Origin of the sequence: Pseudomonas sp. BF-B-26 (assembly GCF_019956495.1) — a bacterium.
Lineage (GTDB): Bacteria > Pseudomonadota > Gammaproteobacteria > Pseudomonadales > Pseudomonadaceae > Aquipseudomonas.
Genome location: NZ_JAHBDP010000064.1, coordinates 1 through 16,374 on the forward strand (window position 1 = coordinate 1; position 16,374 = coordinate 16,374).

Annotated in this window: 14 protein-coding genes and 2 pseudogenes; 5 read left to right on the plus strand and 11 right to left on the minus strand. The window is 56.3% G+C overall.

The window, feature by feature from the left end; translation table 11 throughout:
• On the plus strand, positions 1-455 hold a 455-nt coding region (locus KGB03_RS10480; RefSeq protein ID WP_411740167.1), incomplete at its 5' end, for an AMP-binding enzyme.
• Between the two features lie 229 nt (positions 456-684).
• Here KGB03_RS10480 and KGB03_RS10485 read toward each other — a convergent pair.
• The gene (locus KGB03_RS10485; RefSeq protein WP_223527028.1) at positions 685-1,560 is read right to left on the minus strand and encodes a LysR substrate-binding domain-containing protein; all 876 of its coding nucleotides are present in this window, start codon (positions 1,558-1,560) and stop codon (positions 685-687) included.
• 122 nt (positions 1,561-1,682) lie between these two features.
• On the opposite strand from KGB03_RS10485, the gene KGB03_RS10490 reads away from it, so the two are divergent.
• A complete protein-coding gene (locus KGB03_RS10490) occupies positions 1,683-2,033 on the plus strand; it encodes a RidA family protein (RefSeq protein WP_008154095.1) in 351 nt (116 codons plus the stop codon).
• A 46-nt stretch (positions 2,034-2,079) separates the two neighbouring features.
• On the plus strand, positions 2,080-3,471 hold the full coding sequence (locus KGB03_RS10495; protein WP_223527029.1) for an FAD-dependent oxidoreductase: 1,392 nt from the start codon (positions 2,080-2,082) through the stop codon (positions 3,469-3,471).
• Between the two features lie 105 nt (positions 3,472-3,576).
• Here the strand turns inward: KGB03_RS10495 and KGB03_RS10500 are convergent, their stop codons facing one another.
• Positions 3,577-4,338: a DUF4239 domain-containing protein gene (locus KGB03_RS10500; RefSeq protein WP_223527030.1), complete on the minus strand. Its 762-nt coding sequence runs from the start codon at positions 4,336-4,338 to the stop codon at positions 3,577-3,579.
• 173 nt (positions 4,339-4,511) lie between these two features.
• On the opposite strand from KGB03_RS10500, the pseudogene KGB03_RS31175 reads away from it, so the two are divergent.
• Positions 4,512-4,755: pseudogene (locus KGB03_RS31175) on the plus strand (peptidyl-prolyl cis-trans isomerase); the annotation flags it as partial.
• A pseudogene (locus tag KGB03_RS10505) lies at positions 4,731-5,012 on the plus strand (hypothetical protein); the annotation flags it as partial. The pseudogenes KGB03_RS31175 and KGB03_RS10505, both read left to right, overlap by 25 nt.
• 127 nt (positions 5,013-5,139) lie before the next feature.
• On the opposite strand, the gene KGB03_RS10510 reads toward KGB03_RS10505, so the two are convergent.
• The 9 genes from KGB03_RS10510 to gabP all read right to left on the minus strand — a co-directional run bounded on the left by KGB03_RS10510 (position 5,140) and on the right by gabP (position 16,200).
• On the minus strand, positions 5,140-6,558 hold the full coding sequence (locus KGB03_RS10510; RefSeq protein ID WP_223527031.1) for an aldehyde dehydrogenase family protein: 1,419 nt from the start codon (positions 6,556-6,558) through the stop codon (positions 5,140-5,142).
• A gap of 13 nt (positions 6,559-6,571) precedes the next feature.
• On the minus strand, positions 6,572-7,612 hold the full coding sequence (locus KGB03_RS10515) for a homoserine dehydrogenase (protein WP_223527032.1): 1,041 nt from the start codon (positions 7,610-7,612) through the stop codon (positions 6,572-6,574).
• A gap of 151 nt (positions 7,613-7,763) precedes the next feature.
• The gene (locus KGB03_RS10520) at positions 7,764-8,201 is read right to left on the minus strand and encodes an Lrp/AsnC family transcriptional regulator (RefSeq protein ID WP_223527033.1); all 438 of its coding nucleotides are present in this window, start codon (positions 8,199-8,201) and stop codon (positions 7,764-7,766) included.
• A complete protein-coding gene (gene thrC / locus KGB03_RS10525) occupies positions 8,198-9,586 on the minus strand; it encodes a threonine synthase (protein WP_223527034.1) in 1,389 nt (462 codons plus the stop codon). Before thrC ends, KGB03_RS10520 begins: the two co-directional genes overlap by 4 nt.
• Before the next feature lie 18 nt (positions 9,587-9,604).
• Positions 9,605-10,495, minus strand: coding sequence for a LysR substrate-binding domain-containing protein (locus tag KGB03_RS10530; protein WP_223527035.1), 891 nt, complete (start codon positions 10,493-10,495; stop codon positions 9,605-9,607).
• Positions 10,496-10,545: 50 nt separating this feature from the next.
• Positions 10,546-11,985, minus strand: a complete 1,440-nt coding sequence (locus KGB03_RS10535; RefSeq protein ID WP_111449610.1) for an amino acid permease — start codon at positions 11,983-11,985, stop codon at positions 10,546-10,548.
• A gap of 119 nt (positions 11,986-12,104) precedes the next feature.
• Positions 12,105-13,373, minus strand: a complete 1,269-nt coding sequence (locus tag KGB03_RS10540) for a cystathionine gamma-synthase family protein (protein ID WP_223527036.1) — start codon at positions 13,371-13,373, stop codon at positions 12,105-12,107.
• Between the two features lie 217 nt (positions 13,374-13,590).
• A complete protein-coding gene (locus KGB03_RS10545) occupies positions 13,591-14,682 on the minus strand; it encodes a GlxA family transcriptional regulator (protein ID WP_223527037.1) in 1,092 nt (363 codons plus the stop codon).
• Positions 14,683-14,793: 111 nt separating this feature from the next.
• A complete protein-coding gene (gene gabP / locus KGB03_RS10550; protein ID WP_111449627.1) occupies positions 14,794-16,200 on the minus strand; it encodes a GABA permease in 1,407 nt (468 codons plus the stop codon).
• Positions 16,201-16,374: the final 174 nt, after the last annotated feature.

Genomic DNA, 16,374 nt, shown 5'->3' on the forward strand with positions numbered 1-16,374 from the left:
GTGCGCGTCGTGACGAAGACGGTTACTACTGGATTACCGGTCGCGTGGATGACGTGCTCAACGTCTCCGGCCACCGCATGGGCACCGCCGAGATTGAAAGCGCGATGGTCGCCCACCCGAAAGTCGCCGAAGCGGCCGTGGTCGGTGTGCCGCACGACATCAAAGGGCAGGGCATTTATGTCTATGTCACCCTGATCGCTGGCGAAGAGCCGAGCGAGCAGTTGCGCCTGGAGCTGAAAAACTGGGTGCGCAAGGAGATCGGCCCGATTGCTTCGCCGGATGTCATCCAGTGGGCGCCGGGGCTGACGAAGACTCGTTCGGGCAAGATCATGCGCCGGATTCTGCGCAAGATTGCCACGGCCGAATACGATGGGTTGGGGGATATCTCCACCCTGGCGGATCCGGGTGTGGTGCAGCATTTGATTGATACGCACAAGACCATGAACGTCGCGTAAGCCGCCGTTCCTGAGTCATCGAAGCCCCGCCCGGCATTGCGCCTGGTGGGGCTTTTTACTGCCTGGGGTTTTTGTATTGGCAGTGCGGGCCTCATCGCGAGCAGGCTCGCGATGGCGATCTGTCAGGCACCACATCAACAACGGCCAATAATTACTGCCTTTGACCAGGCCTGGGCCAATATCTGCCCTTCCTGGCAGGCAGCTATCGGCCACGATCGAACGATGAATCTCACCCGCCCAACCCTTCTCGTACCATGTCAAAAAAGGTCGTCAGGATACGTCGCGAACTCTGTGCCCGCAGACAGACCAATGTCTCGGTGAAGTGCCGCTGACAGTCAACGATCGGCAAGCCGCGAACCCGGGAGTCCGAGCCCAGCTCGGCTGCCGAGACGACCCCGACGCCCATACCAATCGCCACGGCCTCGCGTGCCGCTTCACGCCCTTCCACTTCGATAGCCTTGCGAATGTGCAACCCCGCCGCCGCCATCTCCTCCTCCAGCGATAACCGTGTGACCGAACCTTGCTCGCGCAAGACCATGGGTGTGTTGTCCAGGTCGGCAAGGCAGATGGAATCCCGTTGCGCCCAGGGATGGTCATGGGCGACGAAGGCGAGCATTGGATCGCTGCGCAGGTGCAGCGTCATCAGGCGATCGTCCTCGATGTTGCGCCCCAGCAAGGCGATGTCGGCCTGGTGGCTGAACAACCGCTGCAGGACCTCGTCGGTATTGGCGGTTTCGATCTTCACTTCAACGCCGGGGTAACGGCTGCAGAAGCGTGAGACATAGGGCAAGACGTGCACCGGCGCATCCACGGCAAGGTTCAGGGTTCCCGTCGACAGGGTGCGGTAGTCCGTCAGCATGTCGTGGGCATCGATACTGATATCGAACAGGCGCTGAGTCAGGCCGAACAACCGCTCGCCCACTTCCGTCAGGCGCACCAGGCGCTTGTCGCGGTAGAACACCATCACCCCGTAATAATCCTCGAGCTTGCGCACCTGATCGGATACCGCGGGTTGTGACAGGCAGAGTTGCTCGGCCGCCCGGGTGAAGCTGCCATTCATTGCAACGGCGTGAAACGCCTTGAGTTGGGTATGGGAAATCGTCATCGGCGCACCTCGCTATAGGTTCAACTTATCTTGCCATACGATAAATCGATTTTATTTATGGATGATGAACTGCAAGCATGATTTTCACAAGTGCCGCCCCTCGTACCCATCAGGAATGCTTTATGGAAATTGAACGTTTCGCTGTGGCAAAACGCCGTTCGGACATGGTCCGGTACGACAACCATCTCTACATCGGTGGCCAGGTCGCCTCGGACCTCAGTGGTGATATCGGGGCGCAGACCCGCGAAGTGCTCGCCGGTATCGAGCAGCTTTTGCTCAGCGCCGGCAGCAGCCGCGAGCGGGTGCTGTCGGTGCGCATCCTGCTCGCCCATCGCGAGGACTATGAGGGGCTGAACAGGGTCTGGGATGAGTTTTTCCCTGAAGGCCATGCGCCCACACGCGCTTGCACGCTGGCTCAGCTGATCGACCCAGGCTGGCGCGTGGAAATGATCGTAGTCGCCGCGTGCGGCTAATTATGTCCTGAACCCTGCCTCTAACCGATCCAACGGAGAAGACCCCATGCGCCCCTACTGGCTGGACCAGGCCCTGAAAAATCAACCCGCTACGCCCTGCCCTGCGCTGCAACAGAACACCCGCGCCGACGTCTGCATCGTCGGCGGTGGCTATACCGGTTTATGGACCGCCATCATGCTCAAGGAGCAGAATCCCGAGCTGGATGTGGTCATCGTCGAATCCGACATCTGCGGTGCCGGTGCCAGTGGGCGCAATGGTGGCTGCGCGCTGTCCTGGTCGGCCAAGTACTTCACCCTTGAGCGCTTGTTCGGCGTCCAGGAGGCGATACGCCTGGTCAAGGAATCGGAGCAGAGCATCTACGCCATCGGCACCTTTTGCGAAAAGTACGCGGTGGATGCCGACTACCGTCTCGACGGCACGCTCTACACGGCGACCAACCGCGCCCAGGTCGGCTCGACCGACGGGGTGATCGCGGCACTGGAGCGCCATGGCATTAACTCTTTCTCCAAATGTGCGCTGCCAGACGTGCAACGCATGGCCGGCTCGACACGGCACATCGAGGGCTGGTTCTCGCCGGCGGCGGCCAGTGTGCAACCGGGCAAACTGGTCCGTGGGCTGCGCCGAGTTGCGCTGGAACTGGGCGTGCGTATTTTCGAGGGCACGCCGATGACCGGTCTGGAAGAGGGAATGCCGGCCATCGTCAATACGCCCAAAGGGACAGTGACCTGCAACCGGGTCGTGCTGGCGATGAACGCCTGGATGGCCCGTGCCTTTCCACAGTTCTCGCGTTCGGTGGCCATCGTCTCCAGTGACATGATCATCACCGAGCCACGACCTGATTTGCTCAAGCGGATCGGCTTGACCAGCGGAGTCACCGTACTCGACTCCCGAATATTCGTGCACTACTACCACAACACCCCGGACGGTCGAATCATGCTCGGCAAAGGGGGCAACACCTTCGCCTACGGCGGGCGCATCCTGCCGGTATTCGACCAGCCATCACCCTACGCAGGGCTGCTGCGCAACACGTTGACGGAGTTCTTTCCGGATTTTGCCGATGTCGGTATCGCCGCCACCTGGAATGGCCCTTCCGATCGCTCAGTCACCGGGGTGCCTTTCTTCGGCCGCATGGGCGCAGGCGGCAACATCTTCTATGGTTTCGGCTATTCCGGCAGCGGCGTCGGTCCGTGCCATATGGGCGGACAGATCCTGTCGTCGCTGGTGCTGGGCCTGGATAACCCTTGGACACGCTCGCCGCTACTGCAAGGTCCGCTTGGTCATTTCCCACCGGAGCCGGTCCGCTACCTGGGTTCATTGATGGTGCGTAATGCCATTCGCCGCAAGGAGCAGGCCGAAGACCACAACCGACCTCCTCGTCGACTGGATGTGCATCTGGCGAAATTTGCGGCGGCCGCCGGCAAGGCGGACAAGGGATAACGCCTCGACCCAAACGGAATGTACGCACCAACAGGAAACACCGCCCGGTTATTCGCCGGGCGCTTTTTTAGCACCTGTCGATACTCAAGGACGCTGTAGCCAGGGTTACTTACCGATATGCATGAGCGCAGTTCGCAATGGGGCATCCGAAACATGGATGACACCAATGTAAGGATGAGCCATATCGACCACCAGAAACACCGCAGCGGCAACCGACAAGGAGCAGATAAGCATGACGCCTATAACCGTAGGATTTGCCGGCGCCTGAAGACCGAACGTCGCAAATAGCCAGGCCAGCCAGCACGTCAGGATGACAAGAAACGCCGTAGGCAGTCCCTCCGTATTGCTCTCGACCAGAATCCAATGGGCTTCCGCCAACTGAGTGCTGACTTCCAGTGCGCGGGCCTGCAGCATGCGTTGCGGTTCATTGGCGGGCGTGAGCGCCCGGAGCACAACCTGAATCGGTTCGATACCCGCAGACTCGTCAATAGAATCGACCACCGTCGACCCGGCGGGCGAATGGCCCCAGCCCCGGTTTAATCGGGTTTCAATCAACTGACGCAGGCGGGTTCGAGCTTGCGCTGTCTCTGGACCATACTGGTCCATGACCCTGTCGAGCAGGACGATGCGTGCTGCCGATGTCCGCACTTCAATCTCATAACTGTCATAGACGTTTTTTGCAGACGCAATCAGCAGCCCAAGCGCCAGCGCGGACAGCGTCCCCACGACGGCCGTTGCCAGGCGGATGACTTCTTTGGACTCGGCATCCAGGTGATGAATCGGTAATCGCATGCGCAACAGCATCCCTATCAGCGCGGCAGCGAACAGGCAGGCGAAAACGATGGCGCCGATGCAGATGGAGCTCAATGTGTGATCTCCCTGGAGCGGTGACGATCTGAACAGCCTTGTGGAATGGGTTAATCCGATTGCGACTAATACTTAGTGCCTATCGTGATTAACCTCGGTGGAAAGTTCCGGACCAGCAGCAATACTCCACTCTGCTTCGAAAACTATTCGAGTATAGCGTGGGGCAATAAGTCATGAACTTAACCGTCGCCGAAGCGAAAGAATCTCGACTTTCGTTAATCAAGCGATACCTTCGCCAGCCGTTACTGCACTTTTTAATCGCCGGTTTTGCACTCTTTGTGCTGTATGGCGGTTTGCACCCGCTCAACCGTCAATCAAGACCCTCAACGCATCGAAATTACCCCGGAGATTGTTCAGCGGATCGCGATCTCGTGGCTGGCGCGATGGCAACGACCGGCATCGGCCAGCCGTTTGAGATCGTCTATGGCACCGACGGCCAACGTCTGGTCACCAGCGTCGACGACAGGTCGCCTGCGCAAGGGGAATACCTGAACATGCTGCATGGCGGCCAGTTTGGCGTGCCGGCCAAGTATGAAATCAAGGACGGGCACCTGCTGACAACACTCGGCGGCACGCCCTTCGAGGCCACGGTGTTCGAGCAAAACGGCAAATACGTGGCGGCCCGCGGCAACGAGTTTGGCTACGTGAATTATGAGGTTGAGGAGGTCAAGTAGTGCCGAGGCCAGCACCGATGTTCTGCATCCATCGGTGCTGGTCGATTGACGCGTGATGACAGGTATTGCGGCGGTATTCGGTCGACTGCACCGAATCTCATCCAGCCCACCTGATCAAGCGAAGAGCTCATCCCATTTCGTTGATGCAGACCACTTTGGGTTGTGTCATGTCTTCATAGGCGAATCGAACCCCTTCTCGCCCCAAACTTCCGTATTTGAATCCACCGAAAGGCATGGCATCAAAACGGTAATCGGACGAATCATTGATCATCACACCACCGGCTTCAATGAGGCGAGCCAATTTCAATGCCTTGGAAAGATCGCGAGTGAAGAGTCCCGCATGCAAGCTGTACTCTGGAGCATTGGCCAGAGCAATAGCATCATCCAGACGCTCAAAAGACTCCAGGATGACCACTGGCGCGAAGGCCTCTTGCTGCCATATTCGACTGTTATGGTTTACGCGCTCGAGCACGGTTGGCGCATAGCTTCCTACGTCGCGATGGTGCCCGCACAGGAGAAGAGCACCCTCAGCCAGCGCTTCATTCACCAATTGTTCGGTGCGACGAGCCGCCTGCTCCGTAATCATCGGGCCAACATCCGTTGCTCGCTGATCAGGATCGCCAAGTACCAATGCACGTGCTTGGCTGACAAAACGCTCACGGAAATCTTCATAGATTGAACTATGGACGAGGATGCGCTGCGTGCCGATGCAGTTCTGTCCTGCTGCCCAGAAGGCACCCGATACACAAGACTCAACAGTCGGTTCAAGATCACAGTCATCGAGCACTAGAACCGGTGCATTCCCCCCCAGATCCATCGCAAGTTTCTTCAAGCCTGCACTTCGAGCAATGGACTCACCAGTGGCAAAACCACCCGTGAAGGAAATCATCCGCACTTCTCGCAGCTCCACCAATGCTTTACCCAGATCGACGCCTCCGGTCGCCGGGGTTACCACGGACGGAGGCAGGCCCGCTTCCACCAGGCACTCGACCAGCTTGAGAGCCGACAACGGCGCGAGCTCTGAGGGTTTCAGGATCACAGCATTGCCACCGGCGATAGCCGGGCCCAGTTTATGGGCGACCAGGTTCAGCGGATCGTTGTAGGGGGTGATCGCGACGATAAGCCCCAGCGGCTCACGAGTGAACCATCCTTGGCGCGATTCGGAGCCTTCATAGGCCTCGAATGGAATCACTTCCCCGGCGTTACGACGAGCCTCTTCCGCAGACAGCTTCAGCGTGTTCACACAACGCTTCACTTCCTTCTCTGCTTGCCGCAGCGTTTTTCCTGCCTCTGCAACAATGAGTCTGGCGAATGCCTCTGCCTCGTACTCTACACGTCGAGCCGCTTCCTCAAGGATGCGTGTGCGCAGGTGACGGGGCATTGCCGCGCTCTCACGCACGCCGATTCGCGCACGCTCCAGCAAGCCAGGAACTGCGGCTGCATCGAGGCAAGGCACGCTTCCCACCAGGCGACCATCGAATGGACTGAACACATCAATCTGTTTGGCATCAACAAGCTGGATGCTGGCCATGCTGGATACGCTCATGACGACTCTCCTACTACTTGCCGTGGGTGGTATGGATAGCGACGATGTCCGACAGCAACGCAAAGGCAGTCTCGATACGCCCTGCCCCAGGCCCGGACACCGTGACAGCCCCCAGAAGTTCGGTGTTGAACGACACCGCATTCGTGGCGCCGGAAACGCCTGCAAGAGGATGCGAATTCGGCAGCAGTCGAGCTTCCACACTCGCTCGAACCGAGCCATCAACTTCGCGATTTGCAGAACCGATCAGCTTCCAACTTGCACCGTTGGCACTTGCTTGAGCGATGTCCCCTGGACTGATGCTGCTAATCCCTGAGCAAGCCACGTCACTGACGCTCAATCGAGCATTGAGCAGTTCGTTGGCGAGGATCACCACCTTGAGACGAACGTCAAAACCCTCCACATCAGCAGTTGGGTCTGCCTCGGCATAGCCGAGCTGTTGGGCCTCTGTGACGGCGTCGTTAAAAGTCAGGCCGTCCTTCATGCGGGTCAGCACGTAATTGGAAGTCCCGTTCAGGATGCCTTCAAAGCCTTGAACCTCTGCACCTGCCAGAGCCTGTCTTGCCAGGCGAATCACTGGCGTACCACTCATAACCGAACCTTCGTATTCGAAGGCAACACCATTACGACGCGCCAAATCCTTAAGCTCAGCGCCGTGTAACGCAATCGGCCCCTTGTTGGTGGTCACCACATGGATGCCGCTTTCCAGTGCCCAGCGGCAGAACGTAGTAGCGGGCTCACCATCGACAGGGTTGGTGAAGGTGGCCTCAGCGATGATGTCTGCACCGGAATGCTTGATCACGGTTTCGTTGAAAGCCTCAGCATTGCCGCCAGGCAGTTGAGCGAATGCACCTTTTTCAACGGGCAGCGCGACCAACTGCTTTGCATCCAGGCCATCTTTAGCAACGATGGAGCCGAGGAACAGATCGGTGACACCGACAATTTTGATAGTGAAGCCCAGGGACTCCTTCCACTTGGCATTACGATCGGCGACTAATTGGGCGAAGCCACGATTCACGCCACCAAACCCTACCAAGGCAATTTTGTACTCAGTCATAAAGCTGTTCCTTTATTGATGTTGTTCGATAGGAACATCCTAAGAGCCGAGCTTTGGCAGTTGAATATGGCAGAGTGCTGTATTTGTTGGCCGTTTTGCCCGTACAGCAAGACAAGGTGTGTACGGGGGCAGAAAGCGTCTTTCTTTGTGCTCAAAACACTGCAGAAAGGACGAATGAGGTGACGGTGTTTTCAACCCCTGGCATCGCAGAGATTTCCTTCCAAACGAGATGGACACGTTCCGGGGAGGCTGCATTGACTCGAAGCATCAAATCAAACTCTCCACTCAAGACTTCACACTGCACCACCTCGGGGAGCGAGCGCAGCGCGGCAAGTACATCTTCTCCACGCATGCGGTCGTAGCGGTAGACAAAGATCACTGCACTGATCAGCGAAGAAGGCCGTCGGGAATCACCGAGACGTACCGTATAACCCTGGATGGCGCCGTCTCGTTCAAGACGCTCAATGCGCTGGCGCACAGCATTGCGAGACAAGTTGACCTTGGCGCCCAACTCAACATGGGCGATACGAGCATTCGCTGTAAGTTCGGCAAGTATGCGCTCGTCCAGCGGGTCCAGAATGCGCTTCATACGTGCCTCTGCTGCGCCAACAAGAGGGCCTGGCATAGACCGTCTAGATCGCCTTTAGCCAAGTACGGTGGCTGAGCAAAGATGTCAGGAATTGTTGGCACCTCTTCCTGCCAGACACCTAACTCGGACAACAGAGCCGCAGATTTGGCCGGAGCAATTTGCCCAAAGGTCACCATTGGAGCCCCCAGACTGCGTCGATGAATTCGGCCAGCCAGCACACCTACAGCAGTATGTGGATCGATTGCAGACCCGGTCTCACGGAACAACTTGACGACTTCGTCGCGAACCTGTGATTCGTCTACGGCATAGGAATCGAACAGAACTCGGGCTCGCAGCCACTGCTGGTTGCCAATGCTTAACTCGCCGCACTCCTCAAAGTGCTCCATTAACGCCTTCGTTGAGCTCCCATCGTGCCCATACAGCTCCCAAATGAACCGCTCCAAATTGGAAAACAGGGAGAAATCCATCGCTGGAGACAGCGTTCGGTTGCTCACTCGGGTCGAGTAGCGATTGCGGTGAATGAACTGGTGAAGTGCGTCATTGCTGTTTGTAGAAATGATCACCTGGTTGATGGGTAATCCCATTTTCTGAGCAATGTAGCCGGCATAGATCTCAGCAGAGCTGGCTGCTGGAACGCTGAAGCCTACAGGACGTGTTCCGCCCCCCAGTTGCAAGGCAGCATGGAAATAAAAAACGATCTGCGCGAGGACGCCGACCCAGTTCGTGGAGTTGAAACAGATCGGTATTACCCCCTCTAACGGCCAGGCCCGGAAGAGCCGAGAAACCAACGTCTGGCAGTCGTCGAAATTACCGTCGACTGGAAAAAGCTGAACCCGCTCTGGGTCTGCCGCCTGCAGGACAGAGAGTTGCTCAGCCGGTAGCCCATTGTGTGGATACAGTATTGCCATCCGAGTGCCCGGGCAGTTAGCAAACGCCTCAAGCGCAGCCAGCCCGGTATCGCCATTGGTCGCGCCGACGATCAGCGCCTCTCCACCGACCTCACCCAAGAAATGCTCCACCAAGCGCGATTGCAGTTGCGCAGCGAAATCTTTGGACGAATGGGTCGGGCCATGAAACAGCTGGAGTATCCACTCGTTATGGCCAATCTGCTCAAGCGGCGTAATAGCACGGTGGTTGAAGTTTCGATAGCTGTCGCTCAGCAAGGCCCGCAGCGTGCTTTCGTCCATGGAAGAGCCAACGTAGGGTGAGACCACTCGCCAGACCAGCTCATCGAATGGTAACCACGACCAACTGGTAATTTGCTTCTCAGTGAAGACAGGCAAACTTGCCGGGACATAGAGACCACCATCTTCAGCAAGCCCCGACAGAACTACACTGCGAAAATCCGCCCGCACGTCACCGCCGCGTGTGCTTACGTAATGCATGAAGACCCCACATCAGAATTACAAAAGGCGGTGAGCTTGAGCCACCAACCAAGTAGAAAAAGTCGCGGCATCAGGCGAGAGCTGCTCGGCCTGCTCACGCACTAGATAAAAAGACTCGCTGGCTTCGATTCGGTGATTGAACGGAGCAATCAGGTGCCCACTCTTGAGCAAATCTTCCACTACGGAAGACCGCGCCAAGGCAACACCCTGACCTAGTTCTGCCATGCGAATTGTGGAAATCAGTGTGTCGAACTGAAGACCACGGGAATAATCGACTTCGTTTGCTCCAACCCGCTTCAACCAGTAACCCCAACCTTCCTCGTACCCCAACACATGAAGCAAAGAATGGTTCATCAAATCGCGAGGCTCACGTATCGGTGAGTTGGCCATAAGCTCTGGCGAGCAAACGGGTTGGAGGATGTCCCACGTTAATCGCTGAGAGTGCAATCCCGACCACTCACCGCATCCCCAGCGAATTTCCAGGTCATCCTCTCCGTCCGGTTCCTTCACCCAAATGTTGCTGATGTATCGGATGTCGATGTGGGGATACTCTCGACAAAAATCTTCGAGCCGAGGGGCCAACCAATAGTGAAGGAAGGAAAGGCTGCCACGCACCTTCACATGCCTTCGATTACGCTGACCAAAGATCTCGTTGGTCCCCACCGCCAGACGACTGATTGCGTCCTGTACCACTGGCAAGTACGACTGCCCTTCTTCGCTCAAGCCAAGCCCTCGGGGCAGGCGCTTGAAAAGCGCCACACCGAGATGCCCCTCCAACTGACGGATCTGTTGGCTGACCGCACCTTGAGTCAGGTGCAACTCCTCCGCTGCATGGGTGAAATTCAAATACCGCGCCGACACTTCGAATGCCCTCAGCCAATTCAAGGGTGGTAGTGATTTCTGATTCATCGGCGCAACCTTATCGAAACTTATCGGAGCTCAATCATTGCCTGAGCCAATCAAGCTGCGCCAGCGGAATGATGGACAGCTGCCGCCAATGCCAACCGTTCTTCTCGCTTCTTGCGAGTGATCCAATAAACGAAGTAGCACCACGCGATAAACGGAAGGCCGAAGTAAAGTGCTACACGCTGTTCTGGATCAAAGGCAATACCGACACAAGCCAGCAAGCAGCACAACAGCGCACCAATTGGAACCCAAGGGTAGCCGCGTACACGGAAATGCAGATCCTCAACTCGCCCGCCATTGGCGACGTATTGTCGGCGGAAGGCTATCTGACTCGCAGCGATGCTCATCCACACGACCACCACTGCAAGTCCAGAAATCGACACCAGGGCCAGGTAAACCGTATTCGGTGCAAGCACACTGCTCAGAAGAGACGCGACAGCACCGGCCATACTCAAGACGATCGCATTAACCGGCGTACCCTGGCGCGATAGCCTGGCGAAACGCTTAGGCATGTGCCCTTGATCACTTAATGTCCAAAGCATACGCGAAGCCGCATACAACCCTGAGTTAGCCGCAGAAATCAGCGCGGTAAGAATGACAAAGTTCATGATGTCAGCTGAGTACGGGATACCAATCAGCTCGAACACCATCACGAATGGACTTTCGATGACGCCGGCCTGTTCGCGGGGCAGCAAGGTCGCAAGGACAAAAATGGTACCTACGAAGAACAGCGCCAAACGTACTACTGTGGTGCGGATCGCCTTGGGAACGCTTGTCTGAGGATCCTGCGCTTCACCTGCCGCAATCCCGATAAGCTCAGTCCCGGAAAATGCGAAGGAGACAGCTAGAAGTGTCATCGCAATGGGTAAGAAACCTGTAGGGAAAAGCCCTTCGCGGGTAAAGTTGGAGAGTCCGGCGCCCTGCAAATGCTGTACTTGGAAGAGGCCGCAAATAGCCCCACCACCAATGACGATAAAAGTGATAACGGTCAAAACTTTAATGAGCGAAAGCCAGAATTCAGTCTCCGCAAATAGACGAACAGATACAACGTTGCTTACAAAGACTGCAATGGCAAAAAAAGCGCTCCAAATCCATACCGGCGTATCGGGGAACCACCGAACCATCAAGATACCCGCGGCCGTAAATTCAGAGCCAATAGCGACTGCCCAAGTGAGCCAGTACAGCCAGGCCACCGTATAACCCGTACCTGGGCCCAAGTATCGAGTTGCATAAGTACTGAAAGATCCGGTTTCTGGCATCTGTACCGCCAACTCACCGAGACAGACCATTACCAGATACACCATCACCGCGCCGATGATGTAGGCAATTACCGCACCGAGTGGCCCTGCCTGATTAACGGTGTAACCGGAAGTAAGGAATAATCCCGTACCGATAACACCGCCCAACGCCAACATAACAATGTGACGGGTTTGCATTTCTTTCTTGAAGTTTAACCCTGGATCGGACTGATCGTTTTTTGCTTGGATAGTCATAGTTATATTCTCATGAAATGTTCGGACAAAATTTCTCGTTACCGACTACTAAGCAGCACAATTAATTTGTCGCTAGTTGTTATTGTTTTCACTCTTCATGAACGGACGTATTGCCGAGTTCAGCTTCCCACCTCGGTGAAACGCTCGGTGTTTCCAGCGTGAAGGCTTGAATGAAATTGTTTATTACGAACCCACTCAAATGCTTGTTTAAGATCAGCCAGCAAGTCGGCCGTATCTTCAATACCTACAGAGACCCTGACCAAGCCCTCAGAAATCCCAAGTGCCTCGCGCTCCTCCAAGGTGTTTTCCACATGGCTTGTCGTCCGTGCCGGCCCGTAGATGGTTTCAACCGCTCCCAGGTTGCCCGCACGATGGGCATACTTAAGCAGCGGTAGCAAACGAGTCACTGTGTCCATGCCCCCTACCAGCACGAAGCTGACAATTGCGCCAAATCCACGCATCTGCGAGCGAGCAATGAGATGACCTCGATGTTGAGGCAGTCCCGGATAGTTCACAGATTCAACCAGCGGCTCGGTGCAGAGATACTCGGCCAGTGCTTGTGCGCTCACCTGCTGCTGACGAAGACGCAAAGCCAGAGTCTTGATGCCCCGGATGATGAGATAAGCCGAGAACGGATCCAGCGAGGCCCCATTGATTTCGCGGTAGTGGCGAACTTGAGACATAAGATGCTCGCTGCCGCAGACCATACCGCCAAGCACATCGCCATGACCGGACAGAAACTTGGTAGCGCTGTGAACTACCACATCAACCCCAAGGGCAAGGGGATTCTGATTTAGAGGCGTCGCGAACGTATTGTCTGCTATGACCAAAGCCCCAACGCGCTTCGCCGCCGTCACCAGGCGTCGAATATCCAGAATCTTCAATGTTGGGTTCGTCGGGGTTTCCAGGTAAAGGACATTGCAGCCTTTTGCGATCTCATACTCGATAGATTCGGTGTCGAGGGTATCGCAAAGCGTGACCTCGACTCCCATGCGAGGGAGAAACTCTTCGAAGATTTTGTTTGTGCCGCCGTAACTGTCGCGGGTAGAAACCACACGCTGACCACAGGACAGGAAGGTATGCAGCACTCCACTGATTGCGGCCATCCCGGTACTGAACGCGACAGCCGACTCTGCGTTTTCAAGCTCGCAGAGTTTGTCTTCCAGGACAGAGACCGTAGGGTTGCTCATGCGGCTGTAAATGAAGCCTGGTTCTTTACCCAATGCCACGTCATACCATTCATCGATGTCTTGGTAACCGTAGGCGGCACTGACTACGATGGGAGTTTGGGTAGCGTTGTAGGGATGCTTAACTTGCTCCCCTCCCCAAACCACTCGCGTCCCCAAACCAGCACCCTGGCTATGGCCGGGTTTTGTCTTGTCATCCATAAATCTATCTCGCATCGATGAAACACAGATGTGTTCCGATTGGGCTTGCGATGACTATAGGGAAGGCTTGAGCGTGTGAAAAATCATGTTATCTGGGGCTAAGGGGTGGTTTTTTTAATGGATGATCGATATGAAAGAGCTTTTGAAGGAGTTGCCAAATACAGTCGCGCCACGCTGAATCGGCGGTCCCGAAGTCGAAAAGATCACCCCGTATTGTTCAGGATTTCAAAATCTTGATACTTGCGAAGGTTGACTCATCACGTGCCTGATCCAGCAAGCTCATCGGCCTTGCCAATGGCAATGCCTGCGCAATCGTTCTTGCTGTCACTAGCGGTTGCGATTCCGCCACCAGGCGCTCGTCGCTGGGTGGAATGCCGAAACACTCGCGATAGCACTTGGAAAAATGGGGCGTGGACACAAAGCCACACACCACCGACAACTCTACGATGGAGATCGGCGTTTGCTTGAGCAACTGACGTGCGCGAATCAGGCGCAGTTTGAGGTAATACCGCGAAGGCGAGGAATGTAGGTATTTCTGAAACAACCGCTCAAGCTGTCGACGTGACAAGCCGACATAATTTGCCAGCTCGTCCAGATCAATCGGTTCTTCCAGATTGGCCTCCATCAAGGCGACGACTTCCTGCAACTTTGGTTGATGGGTACCGAGCATGTGCTTGAGGGGCACTCGTTGGTGATCCTGCTCGTTGCGGATTCGCTCGTAGACGAACATTTCGGAGATAGCCGCTGATAGTTCATGACCATGATCGCGACTGATCAGGTGCAGCATCATGTCCATTGGCGCGGTTCCACCAGAGCTGGTGAAGCGATCTCGGTCGAGGGTGAATAAACTGGAGCTGAGGTTCACTAGCGGGAAAGCTTCCTGCATGGCGGCCAGAAATTCCCAGTGCACACTGCAATCAAAGCCATCGAGCAGGCCCGCCTTGGCCAAGGCCCAACTGCCAGTGCACACGCCGCCGATCCGCGTCGAACGTCGCGCCAGGGCTCGCAACCAGGTTACGTGCTCCCGGGTCACAGCGCTTTGAATGCCAATGCCACCGCAGACGATCACGGTATCAAGCATCGGTGCGTGAATGATCGAGGTGTCCGGAGTGATCGGCATGCCGTCGCTTGCCCAGACCTGCTCTCCCCCCAAACTCAAGGTATGCCAACGATAGAGCTCTTGACCGGTCAACTGATTGGCCATTCGTAGAGGCTCTACTGCAGACGCCAGCGAGATCAACGTGAATTGGTCCAGCAGCAAGAAACCGATAGTTTGGGGAGGAGCGGCCTTGGAAGTGTCGTATGCCATCGAAGATTATTCTCGCAGTGACGGTAGTGGCCCGTGGCGCAGGCGGCTTTTGCCGCCTCGCCACTGCTCGAGCACTGATGAGGTCGCCAGCAGGTTTACGCTGGATGGCTGCTATGCACTTTCCGCCGACACCGCCCGCTGCGGCTGACCATGGTGACGCGTAGTCACAAGGCCGATAAAGGAAATCACCAGCGCCAGGCCGATGGTCGAAGAAACCTCCATACGGTGCTCGGGGGTCACCATCATCACCGCCAACGCAGCGCAGATGAACACGATGACCAACCAGGTGAGCCAGGGAAACAGCCACATCTTGAAGGTTAACGTGACGTTCTGCCGACGCAGAATCCTGCGCATGCGCAATTGCGACACGGCGATAACCAGGTACACCAGCAACGCAATGGCGCCGGAGCTGGCGAGCAGAAACTGGAACAGTCCGGCAGGCATGAAATAGCTGAACAAAGTCACGCCGGCACCCAGTATGGTGCTGGCGATCACCGCAGCTCTCGGCACGCCCGCCGACGACGTCACCTTCAGCGGCTCCGGTGCATCACCGCGCTTGCCCAGCGAGAACAGCATGCGCGAGGAAATATAGATCGAGGAGTTCATGCAACTGGCCACGGCAATCAATACCACCACATCCACCAGTAACTTGGCGTGGGGAATGTTCATCAGTTCCAGCGCTCGCTGGTACGAGCCCACCGACGCCAGCAATGGATCATTCCAGGGCACCACGGAAATGACCACGAAAATGGACAGCAGGTAGAACACCCCAATGCGCCAGATCACCGAACGTGTGGCTTTGGCAATGTTCTGCGCAGGATTGCTGGATTCGGCGGCAGCAATGGTTACCGCTTCTGTACCGATGAAGCTGAACATGATGGTGATGAAAGCACCTACGACCGCTGACAAGCCATTGGGCGCAAACCCGCCATGTTCCTCCATGAGTCGACTCAACCCGCTGGCTTCCCGCTCGGGAATCCAACCCATCAACACCGCAAAACCAAGACCGATAAAGCCGATGATCGCCACGACCTTGGCCATCGCAAACCAGAATTCGAACTCGCCGTATTTGGACACGCTGAACAGGTTGGTCACGACCAACAGGATGATCGACAGCAAGGCAAACAACCAGGTATCGATCTGCGGGAACCATTGATTCATGACATGCCCGGCCGCGAGCGCTTCGATCGGAATCACCAACACCCAGAACCACCAGTAGAGCCAGCCGATGGTGAAGCCGGCCCAACGCCCGATCGCCTGATCGGCATAGGTTGAGAAAGAACCGGTGTCCGGGTTGGCCACTGCCATTTCGCCCAGCATGCGCATGACCAATACGACCAACAGGCCGGAGCACAGATAAGCCAGCAATACCGCCGGACCGGCAGCAGCGATGGCATGTCCCGATCCGACAAACAAGCCTGCGCCGATAATCCCCGCGATGGAAAGCATGGTGACGTGTCGCGGCTTGAAACCCTGTGCCAACTGACCGTTCGAATCTTTGGAGTTCAGGCTATTCATTGTTTTTTTTTGTTCTCTGGTGATCGACGTTAGCGCGTGCTGACTGAGGGTCAGGCGATCATCATTTCTTCCTGTTGCCCCTTATCGAAAGCGGCGAACCTCAGCGTTTTGGAGCATTCCCCATCAGTCAACGCAACTGCACACTGACATGAAATGACACGCCACCTTACGCGC